The sequence below is a fragment of the Pseudoalteromonas sp. 0802 genome, assembly GCF_013350085.1.
Classification (GTDB): Bacteria; Pseudomonadota; Gammaproteobacteria; order Enterobacterales; family Alteromonadaceae; genus Pseudoalteromonas.
Genome location: NZ_JABVXE010000026.1, coordinates 15,774 through 31,816, shown reverse-complemented (window position 1 = coordinate 31,816; position 16,043 = coordinate 15,774). Strand labels below are relative to the sequence as shown.

Sequence of the window (16,043 nt, the reverse complement as noted above, 5' to 3'; positions counted from 1 at the left end):
TAGACGTATAGCAAGTATGGAAGAACTAAAGACAGAACTCGCGGCCTGGGAATGGAGCAGGAATAAAGAAAGAACAAGTATAAACTGGCTATTTAATGTTGAATCAGCTCGTGAAAAACTTGAGAGGGCTTATGGTGCCCTCAACTAGTCAGAACTTGTGTGATGAAGTACTAGAGCCTAGAGCCTAGAGCCTAGAGCCTAGAGCCTAGAACCTAGAGCCAGAGGAAGACGCAGCAACAATCACCCACACCACGCGGCTGATCGCTGACGGCTGAAAGCTGATAGCTCTTCTCATGTTGGGTTTCGCTCCGCTCTACCCAACCTACGCCAGACTTCCAAACTTTACTCTTTCAACTTTCCCCTCGCTAACTTTACTCTCGCTAACTTCACTCTCACATCTAAGGGACAAAAAAGCCCAGCGGGTTTCCCGGCTGGGCTTCTATATCTAGCAATGATGAGATTACTTAATCATGCTGTAGATAAGCGCAAATACGGCTAGAGAGCCAACTGTTAATACGAACAGTGTGCTTAAGCGGTTTCTGTATTTGTGTAAGCTAGGTACTTTATAAACGGCAATCATCGGCATGATGAAAAGGATCATGGCGATGATAGGGCCTGATAGCTGATCCATCATGTCTAAAATACTTGGGTTGATCACTGAGCAATACCAAATAGCGAAGAACATGATAACAGTGCCAATCTTATCGACGAGTTTAGGGTTCATATGGGCTTGCTTACTAACAAGACCATTAAAGCTTTCACGGGCACCTAAGAAGTGACCTAAGAACGAAGAGGTAATCGCAATAAAGGCAACTAATGGCCCTAAGGTCGCAATAAACGAGTTATCAGTGATATTGGCAAGGAATGACAAGATAGACACGTTATCAGCTTTTGCTTGTACCATTTGCTCAGTAGATAGTGACAGCACACACGAGAATACAAACAGTAAAACAAACACAATTAATAATAAGCTGGTGCGCTTTAGAATTGCTTCTGATTTCATTTTAGCATTGTTGCCATAGTGAGCACGCTGTACATGTACAAAGCTTGATATTGCTGCTGCATGGCTAAATGAGAATACGATGATAGGTATTGATAACCAAAGTGTTTTCATGAAGCCTGAAAACTCAGGGACAGATACATCTGGCATTTGCCAGCTTGGGATCAAGTAAATCGATAAGAAAAACAAGATGGCGACAAGCGGATAAACAAGGATTGCAAAAGCACGTAACATCAATGCTTCGCCACCTAGCATTAAGCTAATCATACCGCCAACGAGCACACCAGATAACAGTACGCGTGGTGGAGATTCCATACCTAATTGATTAACGATAAAGCTATCAACAGTATTGGTTAATCCAACACCATAAATAAGTAAGATAGGGAAGATAGAGAGAAAATACAGTAAAGATATTAAGCGCCCTGCATTAATGCCAAAGTGTTCTTCTACAACATCGGTAAAATCCGCTTCAGGCTTTTTTGATGATAAAACAAATCGGGCTAAACCTCTGTGAGCTAAGTAGGTCATCGGAAAGGCAAGGCATGCCATGATAATCAAAGGCCAAAATCCGCCGATACCGATATTAATTGGTAAGAATAAGATCCCTGCACCAACTGCGGTGCCAAATAAACTTAAAACCCATTGGGTGTCATGAAGATTCCATTTTGAGTTACTACTTGTTGTCGATGCATCATACGGCATAGCATCTTGATGTGTGTTCATTAGCACTCCACTATTAGAATAATAATTGTCGCGCAGCATATAGAAAAGCAACTAAGAATGCATGTTTTAGCGTTGTATTTAGATAACTATGCTGTAAGGAGAGACTTACAAAGGAAGAGAGCTGGGCTTATTTAGAAAGCCCAGTTGGGGTATTTATTCTGCGGCTGCAAGTGCGCGGGCTTTAATGTCTGCGGCAAATGCTAAACCCTTTTTAAAACGCGCCTCAGCTGCTGTGATTTCGCTTTCATCGCCATTAGCGGCAAGCACTCCTTGTGAAAGGGCTTTATATAGTGCGCTAATTTGGGCCTCGTAGCCGGCTTCAATTGCTTTTTCAACAGTCGTCATGGTTATTCCTTTAATAGTTTGAGAGAGCAAAATACTATAGGAACAAAGGCTTATTGGCTAGGTTAAACTGATTGTAAAATAAGGAGTATTAAAGGGGCTAGGGTTAAGATTACAGGATAGATGCTGGGTTTCGCTACGCTCTACCCAGCCTACGATATTTAACGGAACGCTTTTAGTTCTGCAATGCCGATACGACAAAATACGGATTCAGATACTCTTCTTTACTGTTATACAGTAGTGGGCTGCCATCGAGTTTGCTAACCGTTGCGCCTGCTATTTCGGCAATCGCATGACCTGCTCCGGTATCCCACTCACAGGTTGGGCCAAGGCGTGGGTATATATCTGCACTACCTTCGGCAACCAGACAAAGTTTTAGCGAGCTTCCCTTTGAAACCATTTCTACATCTTCAAACTGTTTTACAAATTCAGCTAAATCTGGAGAAGGGTGTGAACGGCTGCCGACAACACGGATAAGCCCTTTATTTGGCTTACGAGTTACCTTAAGTTCGATACGTTCATCACCTTTATCTTTAAAGGCACCTATTGCTTCTGCGGCAATATACGACACACCTAATGCTGGTGCATCAACAACAGCTAATACCGGTTTACCTTTTTCTATCAAGGCAATGTTTACCGTAAACTCGCCATTTTTTTTAATGAACTCTTTGGTGCCATCAATTGGGTCTACTAACCAGTAGCGGTGCCAAGTTTGACGAATATCCCAGCTAATATCAGCGCTTTCTTCGCTTAGAATTGGTACATCAGGGGTAAGATTTTGTAAGCCATTCACAATCACTTTGTGAGCTGCTAGGTCGGCGTCGGTCACTGGGCTTTCATCAGCTTTGTACTCAACATTAAAGTCCTTTTCGTAAATCCCCATTATTGCGCTACCGGCTTGGCGTGCGAGGAGTAAGATTTCTTCTAGCAGTTCCGTTTGATTCATGACTTAACCTATAATTTGCTGTTGTTTTAAATACGCTACCAGCTCTTGCACCGATTGGTCTAGGGTGTTTTTGCTAGTATCGATTTTAATTTCTGGCGATGTAGGGATTTGATAGTCTGAGTCGATACCTGTGAAGTGCTTAATTTCACCTGCTCGCGCTTTTTTATAAAGCCCTTTAGGATCTCGGGTTTCACACACGTCCAGCGGGGTATCTAAAAATACCTCAATAAACTCACCATCTTCTACTAAGTTTCTTACCATATCGCGTTCGCTTTGGAATGGCGAAATAAATGCGGTTAATACCACAAGACCGGCATCGACCATTAGTTTTGCAGTTTCACCGACGCGGCGAATGTTTTCCACGCGGTCTTCATCAGTAAAGCCAAGATCTTTACACAAGCCATGACGCACATTGTCACCATCGAGTAGATAGGTGTGAACACCTAATTGATTTAATGCGCTTTCTAGTGCGTTCGCAACTGTGCTTTTGCCTGAACCTGAAAAACCAGTGAACCATAGAATGGTAGGCTTATGCTTTTTTTGCTCACTACGCTGTGATTTGCTAATGGCGTAATTATGCCAAACGATATTTTCATCCATTGTCTTTACTCTCGTTATTGAAATGGGAATACCAGTGGTATAAGTATTAATACTGTAATCGAGTAAATAATCGATAAAGGTAAGCCCATGGCAATGTAATCTTTAAGGCGGTAATTTCCCGCACTGTAAACCATCAAGTTAGTTTGATAACCAAATGGCGAAATGAAGCTAGCCGATGCACCAAATGCGACAGCCATAATAAAGGGCAAAGGTGATACATCAAAACCAACGGCGAGTGCATACGCTACCGGAAATGAAAGCGCGGCAGCGGCATTATTGGTAATGAGTTCGGTAAATAAAACCGTCATTAAAAATATTGCGATAAATGCCCCGTAAGGCCCGAAATCACCTAATACGTATAACATGGCTGATGAAATTTCACCGGCAAGGCCTGTGCCTATCATGAGTTTGGCAAGGCCAATAGCACTACCCACTACTGCGAGTAACTCAATCGGAAAACGACGTTTTACTTCACTTAGCTTGATTGTGCCTGTTAGCATTAAACCGATAAGAAGAACGAGTAGGCCCTTAACTAATGGTACTAGGCCAACAATACTTAACCCCAATACGGCAGCAAAACTTGCTAACACAATATTTGATTGCTTAGGTTTTAAATGAGTTTGTAAATCAAGGCCTGATATATAAACGAACTCACGTTTTAAATTAGGTAGCGAGTAAAACTCTTTGCCAGGCGCAAGGATCAATGAATCACCCGCTTGCAATTGAACTTTACCTAAGCCGCCTTGTAAACGGTCATGGCCGCGGCGAATAGCAATAACGGCTGCATGAAATTGTTCACGAAAGCGAACTTCTTTAATTGTTTTACCAATGTATTTTGAAGAATGGCTAACAACGACTTCAACTAGGTGCTCGACATCTTTCTCATGTTTGTCGTGAACAACTTTTAAGCCATCAAATCGGGTAAGCAGAGGCACAGACTTTATATCACCTACAAAAAGTAATACGTCACCTTCTTTGATAACTTGTTTTGGCGTAACCGCACAAATACGTTTATCACCACGAATAATTTCAGCTAAGAACAAGTCTTTTAATTCACGAAGGCCATTTTCCTCAACACTTTTACCAATTAGCTTTGAGCCGGTTTCTACTTTACCTTCAAGGTAAAAGGGCACCACTTCTTGGTTATTTTTACCGTTATCTGGTAAATATCTGAGCATCACTAAAATAGTGATAAGGCCAACGCTCAATGCGCCTAAACCAATCAAAGTAAAATCAAAAAAACCAAGTGGCTCCATGCCCGCTTCAACGGCAAAGCCATTAACAATTAAATTGGTTGAAGTACCAATCAGGGTGATAGTGCCACCTAAAATAGCAGTGTACGACAAAGGTAATAAAAGCTTAGACGGTGAGTGTGTCGGGCTTTCTTTTATCGCGCTGATCAGCGATGCCACTACCGCTGTATTATTAGTAAATGATGACAAAAAGGCGGTTGATAAACCAAGCTTGGTCACCGAACTTGTCAGGCTGCCTTTCGAAAGAGATTGAGCAAGTTTTTGCACTAAGGTGGTTTTTTCTACAGCTATCGAAACGAGTACAAGTAGAATAAGGGTAATTAAAGAAGGGTTTGCATAGTTAATAAGCATATCTTCAAGACTTATCAGCCCTGCTAAATAACTAATACCAATGGCGCCGACAAATAACCATGCAGGTTTTAGTCGAGTGCCAAAAAGGCACCCCACTAATACCAGCATAATGCCTGTTAATACCAGCTGTTGATACATGCTTTTTACTTCCTATAACAGGCGAATAGTGATTATTTAAGCTTAGTTATATCAAGCGCTTGCCAATGAGGGAAGTGCTTGCGTACTAAGGCATTAAATTCAACTTCAAAGTCGCTAAAGCTACTTTGTTGTTCTTCAGTGCTAAGTAATTGCTCAATCATACCTGCCGCAACGGTTAGGTTTGATAGGCGGTCAATTAGGATAAACGCACCTGTTTCATGGTTGTTGTGGTACTCATCAGCCAAAATTGTTTCTGTAAGCTCTAAGGTTACAATAGCAATTTCGTTAAGTTGTAATGAGTCTGCTTGACCATGCTCAAGGGTATTTACATCAATCGTGTGATCGATTTTTCTTACCACTGCCGAGGTATTTTTGCTGCCTAACTTAAAGTTGTAGCTTTTACCTAATACAAGCGGCGCTTCATGCATCCATACTAATTTAGCTTGAATACGGTTTGTAACAGCAGCATTTGAGGCTGCAGGTACAATCACATCGCCACGGCTGATATCAATTTCGTCGTTTAATGTTAAGGTAATTGCTTGACCTGCTTCAGCTGTATCTAAGTTGCCATCGAAAGTCACAATCTCTTTGATGCTTGAGCTTTTACCTGATGGTAATACTTTTACCGCATCACCCACGCTGAACTTGCCAGAGGTTAAAGTACCTTGGAAGCCGCGGAAGTCTAAGTTAGGGCGTACAACATATTGCACCGGAAGACGTGCTTCAAAACCGTTATCAAGTTCTGCAGCTGGTGAGTCTTCAAGTAACTCAAGTAGTGGTTTATCAGTGTAGTAAGGTGTGTGCTCTGAGCGTGTAACTACGTTGTCACCTTTAAGCGCTGACATAGGCACAAACTTGATATTGGTAACGTTTAGTTGCTCTGCAAACTTAAGATAATCTGCTTTGATTTTCTCATATACGGTTTCATCGAAATCGACGATATCCATCTTATTGATAGCAACAACAAACTGCTTAATACCTAGTGAGTCACAGATAAAGCTATGACGCTTAGTTTGTACTTGTACGCCGTAACGAGCGTCAACTAAGATAATCGCCACATCACTGGTTGATGCACCGGTTACCATGTTACGCGTGTACTGCTCATGTCCTGGCGTATCTGCAATAATGAACTTACGTTTTGCTGTTGAGAAGTAACGATAAGCAACGTCAATGGTAATACCTTGCTCACGTTCAGCTTGAAGACCATCTACAAGAAGTGCTAAATCAAGCTCTTCACCCGCATTACCAACTTTTTCATTGTCTTTATGCAGGGCGGCAAGTTGGTCTTCATAAATTTGGTGACTGTCATGTAAAAGGCGGCCAATCAGCGTTGATTTACCGTCATCCACACTACCACAAGTCAGCATGCGTAAAAGGCTTTTGTCTTGTTGACGTGCAAGGTAGGCGTCGATACCTAACTCTCTTACTTCATTAATCGTGTCGTTTGTTTTAGACATTAGAAATAGCCCTCACGTTTTTTCTTTTCCATTGAACCAGCAGAGTCGTGATCAATCACGCGGCCTTCACGCTCAGAAGAGGTTGAAAGCAGCATTTCTTCAATAATTTCAGTTAAGGTACCTGCATTTGATTCCACAGCACCTGTCAGCGGGTAACAACCAAGGGTACGGAAACGGACAGATTTCATTTGTGGTACTTCACCTTCTTCTAATGGCATACGCTCGTCATCAACCATGATTAGCGTGCCGTTACGCTCAACGACAGGGCGTTCTTTGGCAAGGTAAAGTGGAACCATTTCAATGTTTTCTTGGTAGATATACTGCCAAATATCAAGTTCAGTCCAGTTAGATAGCGGGAATACACGAATGCTTTCACCCGGGTTAACTTGGCTGTTATATGTATTCCAAAGCTCTGGACGTTGGTTTTTTGGATCCCATCTGTGGTGTTTGTCACGGAATGAGTAAACACGCTCTTTAGCACGTGATTTCTCTTCGTCACGGCGTGCCCCACCAAACGCAGCATCAAAGCCGTATTTATCTAACGCTTGCTTTAAGCCTTGCGTTTTCATGATGTCGGTGTGCTTTGCTGAGCCGTGTACAAATGGATTGATATCAATCTCTAACCCTTCAGGGTTTTTGTGGACGATTAAATCAAAGCCATACTCTTTAGCTAGGCGGTCACGAAACTCGATCATTTCCTTAAACTTCCAGTTGGTATCAACGTGTAAAAGTGGAAATGGGATCTTTGCTGGATAAAACGCTTTACGCGCCAAGTGTAATAACACTGATGAATCTTTACCAATTGAGTAAAGCATCACCGGGTTTTCAAACTCAGCAGCAACTTCGCGCATGATTTTGATACTTTCAGCTTCTAATTGCTGAAGGTGTGTTAAAGCCATTGTTAGTCGTCCTACTAAAATGATTAAAAGTTAAATTAAGCTACGCCAGTAATTGGCTGGGCAAAGCTGCTGGTTTGCTCTGTTTGACCAAACCATGCAAGCTGATGATGCAATGATGCAACTTCGCCAATAATTAATAAGGCGGGTGAGATAATGCTATGGCGTGAAATCAAATCAGCCAGCTCACCTAATTGCCCTGTAATCACACGTTGTTCTTTACGTGTGCCGTTTTCGATAATGGCAACGGGGGTATCTGCACCGCGGCCATGTTTTAATAGTTGTGCTTGAATATGCGGTGATTTAATCACTCCCATATAAATCGCTAAGGTCTGATTTGGCTTGGCAAGTGACTGCCAATCTAATTCTTGACCATCTTTTTTACAGTGACCCGTTACAAACTGAATGGCTTGCGCATGATCTCTGTGAGTAAGTGGAATACCTGCATAAGCGCTACAACCTGCAGCAGCAGTAATACCCGGTACGATTTGGTAACGCACTTTATTCGCGGCAAGAACTTGTACTTCTTCACCACCACGACCATAAATAAACGGGTCGCCGCCTTTAATACGGCATACTTTTTTGCCTTGCTTGGCAAAATCGACCAACATCTGATTGGTATCTTCTTGCGCCACACTGTGATCGCCTAACCTTTTACCTACGCAAACTAGGTCGGCATCACGGCGTACTAAATCCATAATTTCATCAGAAACCAAGTAGTCATATACCACCACATCGGCTTGTTGCATTAACTGCAGTGCTTTTAAGGTTAATAGCTCAGGGTCACCTGGGCCTGCACCTACAACATACACTTCGCCTTCTGGTTCTGGCTTTGCATCTAACAATTGCTCTAACTGCGCTGTTGCAGCTTCGGTATTTCCCGCTTGGACTTTGCTTACAACTGATGAATCAAATACGCCTTCCCAAAACTGGCGGCGGTCAGCAAAGTGTTTAAAGCGTTGTTTTACTTTGTCACGAAAGCTACCAACTAATGTAGCGAGTGGACCTATATGCTGTGGAATAAGCGTTTCGAGTTTTTCGCGTAAACGACGTGCTAATACTGGCGCTGTGCCTGCGCTTGAAATTGCAATTGTGATTGGATCACGGTCAACAATTGATGGAAAAATAAAGCTGCACTTAGGTTGATCATCCACCACGTTAACGAAAATATTGCGCGCATTAGCAAGTTCGAACACATCTTTGTTAACGCTGTCTATATCAGTTGCAGCGATTACCAGCATTTGCTGATCTAAATACTGTTCTTTGAAAAAGTCGTTAATGAGTGTTACATCACCTTTCTCAGCAAGTTCTCGAAGTTCATCACAAAATTCAGGGGCGACTAGCGTCACATGAGCACGCGCTTTTAAAAACGCACGGCATTTGCGTAATGCGACATCTCCACCGCCGACTACCAGCACAGGTTTGTCGTCTAATTTGGTAAAGATTGGTAAATATTGCACTTTGTTCTCACCCCTAAAACACATCAATAAACTGCTTATTGCAGGCAAGCAGAATATAGTGCTCTAAAAAAAGTAAAAAATAATTAAAACCAAGTTTATATAACTAAAAGTTATACCAGGTGGTTTGTTTTGGCTTAAGACTTAGTTAACAAGGGATTGCGACGAGTTACAAGTAAATAAGCAGCCTTATGGTGATTAGTTATGATTTATAGCCGAATGATAAAAATTTGCTACTATAGGTCACTAATATGGCAACACAAATATAAGAGCTATGACTAAAATGCAAACAAGCGCTGCCCAAGCGGTGGCACTGATGGACTTAACAACTCTGAATGACAGCGACACAACAGAAACCATTAATAACTTGGTTGCCAGTATTGAGCCAACGTTAGGCATTCCTACAGCGGTATGTGTGTATAGCCAGTTTGTCAGTGACGCTAAGCTTGCTCTCGCTGAGCGTGAACTACAGCAAGTCAAAGTGGCTACAGTTACTAACTTTCCTAGTGGGGAGCAACCGTTAGAGCAAGTGTTAAATGAAACCTTATTTGCCATTGAACGCGGCGCTGATGAAATTGATTTAGTGATCCCCTACAAAGCGCTTATTGGTGGTGATGAGCGCAAAGTTTTAGAGTATGTCAAAGCGTCAAAAGAGGCATGTGGTACTCAAGCGCAGCTTAAAGTCATTATCGAAAGTGGTGAATTAAACGATGACCTCATTGAAACAGCAACTAAACTAGCAATTGATGGCGGCGCTGACTTTGTTAAAACCAGTACAGGTAAAGTGGCTGTTAATGCAACGCTAGCTGCAACAGACATCATGTTGAACAGCATAAAAGCGAGTGGCAAAAAGGTTGGTTTTAAGGCGGCAGGCGGGGTCAGAACAGTCACCGATGCTGCTGAGTATCTAGCCCTAGCTGAGTCAATTATGGGTGAAGCGTATTTACAACCTGAGCTATTTCGTTTTGGCGCTTCTGGGTTATTAAAAGATGTGTATGCAACATTAAATGAATCGTGAAAGTGAACAAGAAAAAATAGCGCTGGAGCATGGCGCAGCAAAGTTGTTTTTGCGCTGTTACGAAAAGCAGTTTGGCGTAAGTATGCGTAATATTTGGCATAACACGCCGAGCAAACCAGACGTGAGTTGTTATAAAGGTGATGAACGGCTTGATATTGAAGTCGCACATTTATATGCCAGCGAAACAGAAGCAATGGCGGTGTTAGGTCGGCCGCTGTCTATCTCAATGCAACGAGATCTTGCTGAAATGGCTTTAGCACCGAGTAACGAGCGTTTGCACTGTGCTTTACATCGCTTGCTGGCACAAAAAGCTAAGAAACACTACGAGTCTACTCAGCCTTGGTTATTAATTCGAAATGCCAGTACTATATGGCATCTTGATGATTTTAAGTCAGTACTTACTCACCTTGATGTACCTAAGCAACATCCATTTCAACAAATTTGGTTGTTATGTGACTTTTATCGTGGTGAGTTATTACAAATTTTATAACTAAGGGGTTAAACAGCCAGTGCTGGCACTGGCTGTTAGTTTGCTTAGTTAAATTTAAACATACTGCCAAAGCTTTCTAAACTTGATTTGTTCGTTTTGGCAATACACCCTGAATCATCAAGAGACTTCTTAGTTGTCTCATCAGCAAGGCCTGTCACTTTTAGCTTTTTTTCTTGCTGATACTCAGTGAGCGCAATCACGGTTGCTTCATCGTACTCTACGTCTTCTATTTCATATTCTTCGTAGTGAGGCTGCCTTTTCAAATAACCCAAACAAACCAAGTTCAGTCGTGACATCGCTAAGTCAGTTTTTTCGTAGTAAGGCATTCTGTGAGTTGGAACACTAACCGATGCAACTGGCGCTTTAGCAGGAGCTGCAGCTGCGGTTACTTTTAGTGGTGCAGGGGCTGTATGGCCAGCTGCAATGGTGTTATCACTATTATAGCGATAATAAGTTGTTGGCACTTTTGATTCTAAAAACTCAACAGCTTTTACGATCACTTCGCGCAATGCTTTTTCTTTTGGTGTGTTTGACCAGCTACTTAAGTTACCACCAACGAGTGCGCCACCAAAATTGGTAGCAGCAGATGTAAAGTCAAAATCTTTACTGCCACCCTCAACACTGGTAGCGGCTAAAATACGTGAAGTACGCGTGTCGATTAAGCGTAAATCTATCGCCATGTGGGAACTTGAAAAACCCGCCGATACCGAGCTAAATACATCGCCGATAAAGCCACCACTGCCGACACGAGTGCCTGAGTTGTCATCATCAAACTCTGTAACTGCGGCAACCACAACAATTTCGGCTCCCTCTATTTCACCATAAGCAGCACCAGAAGCTGCACTCACACGGCCTGACACAGCAAGGTCTTGTTCTGATAGCACGGCATCAAGTGCTTGTCGCTCTAAAACAATAAAGCGATTAGTACTGACTAATGCCGTTGTGAGTTGATCGGCCATACCTTCACCAATTTCTTTACGCCACCAACGTGAATCGTTTGATTTATCAGTAAAGCGGGCAACAGCGATCCGAGCTTTTGGGCCATTGTATTGCTGCTGTGCAACTTCGTTTATATCTGGGCTATTGGTATTGCTGGTGGTTGTCGAAGTACTCTGGCATGCAGTCAGTGCCGCAGCAAGTAACGTAATCGAAATTGCTTTGTGTGTTTTGGTGAGCATATGACTTTCCTTAACTTATATCTCATGCAGTAAATAACGCCGCACTATGGGCTTTGTTGTTATTGACGTTTGTATGGATAAGCTATAAAAATCAGTGTTTTATTAATAGCACTCAGGCGAAAACTTTATTCACTGACGCGAAATTCGGCATGTTTTTGATATTTTTCTCGATACTGTTTTGGTGATAAGCCAACATAGCTCTTAAAGCTTCGGGCAAAATAGCTTTGTGAACTAAAACCTGCTTGCTCTGCGACTTGACCAATTGCTAACGCGCTATCGATTAGCTGTTTTTTTGCAAACTCTAAGCGAGTATTGCGCAAATAGTCAGAAGGCGTTTGCGAGTACAAGGCTTTCATTTTTAGTTGTAGCGCCCGGGGGCTTAAACATAACGCTGAGGCTAGTTGTTCAACCGAAAAACTTTCATCTTGATAATGGACTTGTACTACTTGCTTGAGCTTTTCTGTGAAGGAATAATCTTTATTTTGTACTGTTATTGGCGCTGTATCGCTATTCAGTGGAGCTGCCAATTGTGCTGTTAGGTGTTGGTTGAAAATTTGTCTCAGGTTAAGCAGCCCTTTTACTCTACTTACTAGCAGAGTAGGTTCAAAAGGTTTACTTAAAAAGTCATCAGCTAATAAATCAAGCCCTTTTAAGCGGCTGTGGGTATCTGCTTTAGCAGAAAGTAATAATACTGGGATATGGCTGGTGGCTGGGTTTGAACGCAGTGCTGCTAATAATTGATAACCATCCATATTTGGCATCATCACATCACTGATAATGAGTTCAGGCAGGTCTGACTGACAAAGGTCGAGAGCTTGCTGGCCATCAGCAGCACAGATACAGTTAAACTCGTTATTAAATAAAGAAAGGAGTAGCTCTGCCATTTCCTCATTATCTTCAACAATCAGCAATGTCTGTTGTGAGGTAAGAACTTGCGTAGCACTATTAATGTGCTTATCAGCACTTTCAACCACTGGTAATGACACAGTAAAGCAGCTACCTTCAGCGATGTTACTGCTTACACTGATAGAGCCACCATACTTTTCAACGAGTTGTTTTACTAAGCTCAGGCCAATACCACTTCCTGGTTCTGACGATGTTAAGCGAGTAAAGCGCTGAAAAATTGACTGCTGATGCTCACTGGCAATACCCACACCGGTATCAGTAATTTTAAACTGTAACGCTTGTTGCACTTCACTAAGGTGAATATCGACAGTGCCACCTGAAGGGGTGTACTTAAGTGCATTGCTTATCAGGTTACTGAAAATCGAGTGGGCATGTTCAGGAGCAAGGTTAATCTTAAGTGCTGTAGTGGTGGTGTCAGTAAAGCTAAATTGCAGTTTTTTTTGCTCATACAGAGGTCTGAAATCCGCCACTAAATCTATTAAAAATGGCGTAATAGAATAGGGGCTGACAGTGTAAATTGCCGTGCTTGGGCGTTGACTCAGTTGTAAAAGTTGATTGATGAGCTCAAGTAAGCGCTGGCAGTTACGTTTGATACTGGCTAGTTGCGTTTGAGCTTGAGAGTCTGCATTGCTTCGCTGTAACTGACTTACCGGAGCGAGTATTAAGCTAAGTGGTGTTTTGAGTTCGTGGCTAATGTTATCTAAAAACTGATCTTTTAGTTTGTTTAACTCAATTTCGGTTTGCTTTTCTTGCTCTGCTAGTTTGCGCTTGTACAAGGCATTTAACACAAGCCAAGTCAGTGCTAAAGAAAACGTAAAGTAAATGCCGTAGGCTAATTTAGTTTGCCACCAAGGAGGCACAACAGTAAGTTCTAATAGCTGTGTACTGTCACTCCATTGGCCATATTGATCTTTTGCTTTTAGCAATAACTGGTAGTTACCAGCAGGCAATTGCGGATAGTTAATTTGCCTAAGGGATGCATCGGTATATAAAAATTGTTCATCAAAACCAGCTAGCTTGTAGCCATATTGGTAATGCTTTGGAGTCGCACCATTTTTTAATGCACTAAATTTAAAGCCGATAACCCCCGCTGATTTTGCAAACGAGAATGTCAGAGTTGCACTAGCAAGGGTATTGGTTTGCTTATCAAAATGATTACTTTTAATTGCTCGGTTATTAAGTAATAACTCAGTTAACACTGGAGTGGGGGGAATGTGCGATAAGGTTAGTTGCTCTGGGTAAAAATGATTATAGCCATTAATACCCCCAAAAAATAATTCGCCATCGTCAGCTTGAAAGCTCGCGCCCAGTATAAATGACTGGTGTTGAATACCATCTTCAGGCAAAAACTGCTGCATTTGCTGTGTGCTGGGGTTATAGCGAGTGAGCCCGCCGTTGGTCGCAAGCCAAAGCGTGCCTTGTTTATCGGCAAGAATGTCAAAAATGTTGTCGTTAGCTAATCCTTGCTGCTCAGTTATGTGTTTCACTGTGAGGGTACGCTTGTTGACTTGATTCAAGCCTTGCATAGTGCCAACCCAAATGCTGTCTTCACTGAGTAATAAAGAGGTAACCATATTGTGGCTAAGCCCTGTCTCGCCTGAACCTTGCTCATCTAATAAACTAAATTGCTCTGTTGAGATATCGAGTTTATTGAGTCCTGCTCGGGTACCAATCCATAGTGCGTGCTCTTCATTATCATAAGCCAAAGTAAATACGGTGTTGTTGGCAAGGCTATTTTGCGCATCATTATGCTGATAGTGAGTCACCTTGTCAGATGCTGGTTCAAAACGGGTTAGACCTTGGTTACTACCAAGCCAAAGTGCACCTGTTTTGTCGCTGGTAATTGCGTAAACACGATCACTGACTAGCTGGTGGCTTTGCATGGTTAAAGTTGTAAACTCATCAAGGCGGTCTTGATACTTAATTAAACCGCCACCGTAAGTACCAATCCATAATTGCTGGTTAGCATCTTCGTGTAGGGCAAATATATTGTTATTAGGTAGGGCGTTTTTAAAGTGCTGATAACCAGACGTTGTTTTGAGATTTAATCCATCGCGGGTGCCAACCCATACCTCACCATTGGCTCTTTTAACTATTGAACGAACAAAGTTATGGCTTAACGAATTTGCTTGAGAGGTTTTTAATTGATGAGAGAACTGTTGCTGCTTAGGATCATAGCGGTGCACACCATAGCCATCTGTGCCCAGCCAAATAACACCTTGCGAGTCTTGAAAAAGAGAAAGCAGGTAGTCGCTGCTTAAGCCGTTGGGGTTTTGTTTGTCATGGCGATATTGAGTGAATTGCTCTTGTAAGTCAGCACCTACAGGTAAAAGGTATAGACCTTGTCCATAGCTTGTAAGCCAAAGGTTTTGCTGTTGGTCAACGAGGCTGTCTGTGATCCAGGCTCCATTAAACTGTTCGACTTTTTCACTACTTTGCGTAGCTAAATTTAATATATAAAGACCTTGTTTAGCGCCAATAAGCAACTTTTCGTCATTAAGCAACTTGAGATGCCAGAGCGGCACGGAGACCTGAGCATGCTGAGTAAATTGCTCAGTAATTGGGTCAAATGAAATAAGCCCTTTATCTGTGGCAAGCCAAATTAGTTCATCGGTAATAACAATGTCTCGAACCAGTGGCTGCGTTGATTTATAGTAAAAGTGTGTAAAGCTATTATTTGATACATCAAAACGGGTTAACTTACCATGTTCGTGGCCTAACCACAGAACATCATCTTTAGCTAACGCCATAGACCAGATTTTATCTTCACTTAGGCTTCCGTTATGGCGAGTAGAAAACACTTCAAACAGACCGGTTTTAGGGTCGAGTCTATTAAGCCCTTTACTTGCAGTCGAAAACCATAGCTGGTTTTTACTATCTTTAACACAGCCGGTGATCCAGTTCCCTGAAATGCTTTTATGATCGCTATTAGCTTTAAAACGCTTAAATTCATAACCATCGAAACGGTTTAAGCCACCTTGTGTGGCAAACCATAAAAAGCCTTGCTGGTCGGTGATGCTGCAGGTGATTGAATTTTGACTGAGGCCCTGCTGACTATTAAAAGTGCTGAGGTGTAAAGAACGTGCACTAGCTTGATTAGCCATCAACAAAATGAGGCATAACAATACAATATTAAAAGGGGGTTTTAATAGCAGCACACTGATCCATGTTGTTTTATGTTCCTTTAATGGGTCTATGGTAAACTGCTTTTTAATCAATGTTAATATTGATTTTTAAACGAACTGATGAGATTTTAACTAATGGGTATCTTTTACTCTTGTGTTAATG

12 protein-coding genes are annotated in these 16,043 nt (G+C 42.0%); 2 read left to right on the top strand and 10 right to left on the bottom strand.

Going from position 1 to position 16,043, the window contains the following annotated elements; all coding sequences use genetic code 11:
- Nucleotides 1-460 precede the first annotated feature (460 nt).
- The 8 genes from HUS61_RS19705 to cysG all read right to left on the bottom strand — a co-directional run bounded on the left by HUS61_RS19705 (nucleotide 461) and on the right by cysG (nucleotide 9,166).
- A complete protein-coding gene (locus HUS61_RS19705) occupies nucleotides 461-1,723 on the bottom strand; it encodes an aromatic amino acid transport family protein (RefSeq protein WP_175083498.1) in 1,263 nt (420 codons plus the stop codon).
- 153 nt (nucleotides 1,724-1,876) lie between these two features.
- Complete coding sequence (locus HUS61_RS19700) at nucleotides 1,877-2,068, bottom strand: hypothetical protein (RefSeq protein ID WP_055022144.1); 192 nt, start codon at nucleotides 2,066-2,068, stop codon at nucleotides 1,877-1,879.
- A 172-nt stretch (nucleotides 2,069-2,240) separates the two neighbouring features.
- A complete protein-coding gene (gene cysQ / locus HUS61_RS19695) occupies nucleotides 2,241-3,011 on the bottom strand; it encodes a 3'(2'),5'-bisphosphate nucleotidase CysQ (protein ID WP_175083497.1) in 771 nt (256 codons plus the stop codon).
- 3 nt (nucleotides 3,012-3,014) lie between these two features.
- The gene (gene cysC / locus HUS61_RS19690; protein ID WP_058586654.1) at nucleotides 3,015-3,611 is read right to left on the bottom strand and encodes an adenylyl-sulfate kinase; all 597 of its coding nucleotides are present in this window, start codon (nucleotides 3,609-3,611) and stop codon (nucleotides 3,015-3,017) included.
- Between the two features lie 14 nt (nucleotides 3,612-3,625).
- Nucleotides 3,626-5,353 (bottom strand): SLC13 family permease, encoded by a 1,728-nt coding sequence (locus HUS61_RS19685; protein ID WP_175083496.1) that lies wholly within the window; start codon nucleotides 5,351-5,353, stop codon nucleotides 3,626-3,628.
- Between the two features lie 32 nt (nucleotides 5,354-5,385).
- On the bottom strand, nucleotides 5,386-6,810 hold the full coding sequence (gene cysN / locus HUS61_RS19680; RefSeq protein ID WP_175083495.1) for a sulfate adenylyltransferase subunit CysN: 1,425 nt from the start codon (nucleotides 6,808-6,810) through the stop codon (nucleotides 5,386-5,388).
- Entirely contained in the window at nucleotides 6,810-7,709 is a 900-nt protein-coding gene (gene cysD / locus HUS61_RS19675; RefSeq protein ID WP_054564008.1) for a sulfate adenylyltransferase subunit CysD, read from the bottom strand. The genes cysN and cysD overlap by 1 nt, the downstream gene beginning before the upstream one ends.
- Before the next feature lie 35 nt (nucleotides 7,710-7,744).
- On the bottom strand, nucleotides 7,745-9,166 hold the full coding sequence (cysG, locus tag HUS61_RS19670; protein ID WP_175083494.1) for a siroheme synthase CysG: 1,422 nt from the start codon (nucleotides 9,164-9,166) through the stop codon (nucleotides 7,745-7,747).
- Nucleotides 9,167-9,437: 271 nt separating this feature from the next.
- Between cysG and deoC the strand changes: the two genes are divergently transcribed.
- Nucleotides 9,438-10,181 carry a deoxyribose-phosphate aldolase gene (gene deoC, locus HUS61_RS19665; protein ID WP_175083493.1) on the top strand — a complete coding sequence of 248 codons (744 nt, stop codon included), beginning with the start codon at nucleotides 9,438-9,440 and terminating at the stop codon, nucleotides 10,179-10,181.
- A complete protein-coding gene (locus HUS61_RS19660) occupies nucleotides 10,171-10,671 on the top strand; it encodes a hypothetical protein (protein ID WP_054554823.1) in 501 nt (166 codons plus the stop codon). The genes deoC and HUS61_RS19660 overlap by 11 nt, the downstream gene beginning before the upstream one ends.
- Nucleotides 10,672-10,715: 44 nt before the next feature.
- Here the strand turns inward: HUS61_RS19660 and HUS61_RS19655 are convergent, their stop codons facing one another.
- Both HUS61_RS19655 and HUS61_RS19650 read right to left on the bottom strand, forming a co-directional pair.
- Nucleotides 10,716-11,849: a CsgG/HfaB family protein gene (locus HUS61_RS19655; protein WP_166340667.1), complete on the bottom strand. Its 1,134-nt coding sequence runs from the start codon at nucleotides 11,847-11,849 to the stop codon at nucleotides 10,716-10,718.
- A 125-nt stretch (nucleotides 11,850-11,974) separates the two neighbouring features.
- Nucleotides 11,975-15,859, bottom strand: coding sequence for a two-component regulator propeller domain-containing protein (locus HUS61_RS19650; RefSeq protein ID WP_175083492.1), 3,885 nt, complete (start codon nucleotides 15,857-15,859; stop codon nucleotides 11,975-11,977).
- Nucleotides 15,860-16,043 lie beyond the last annotated feature (184 nt).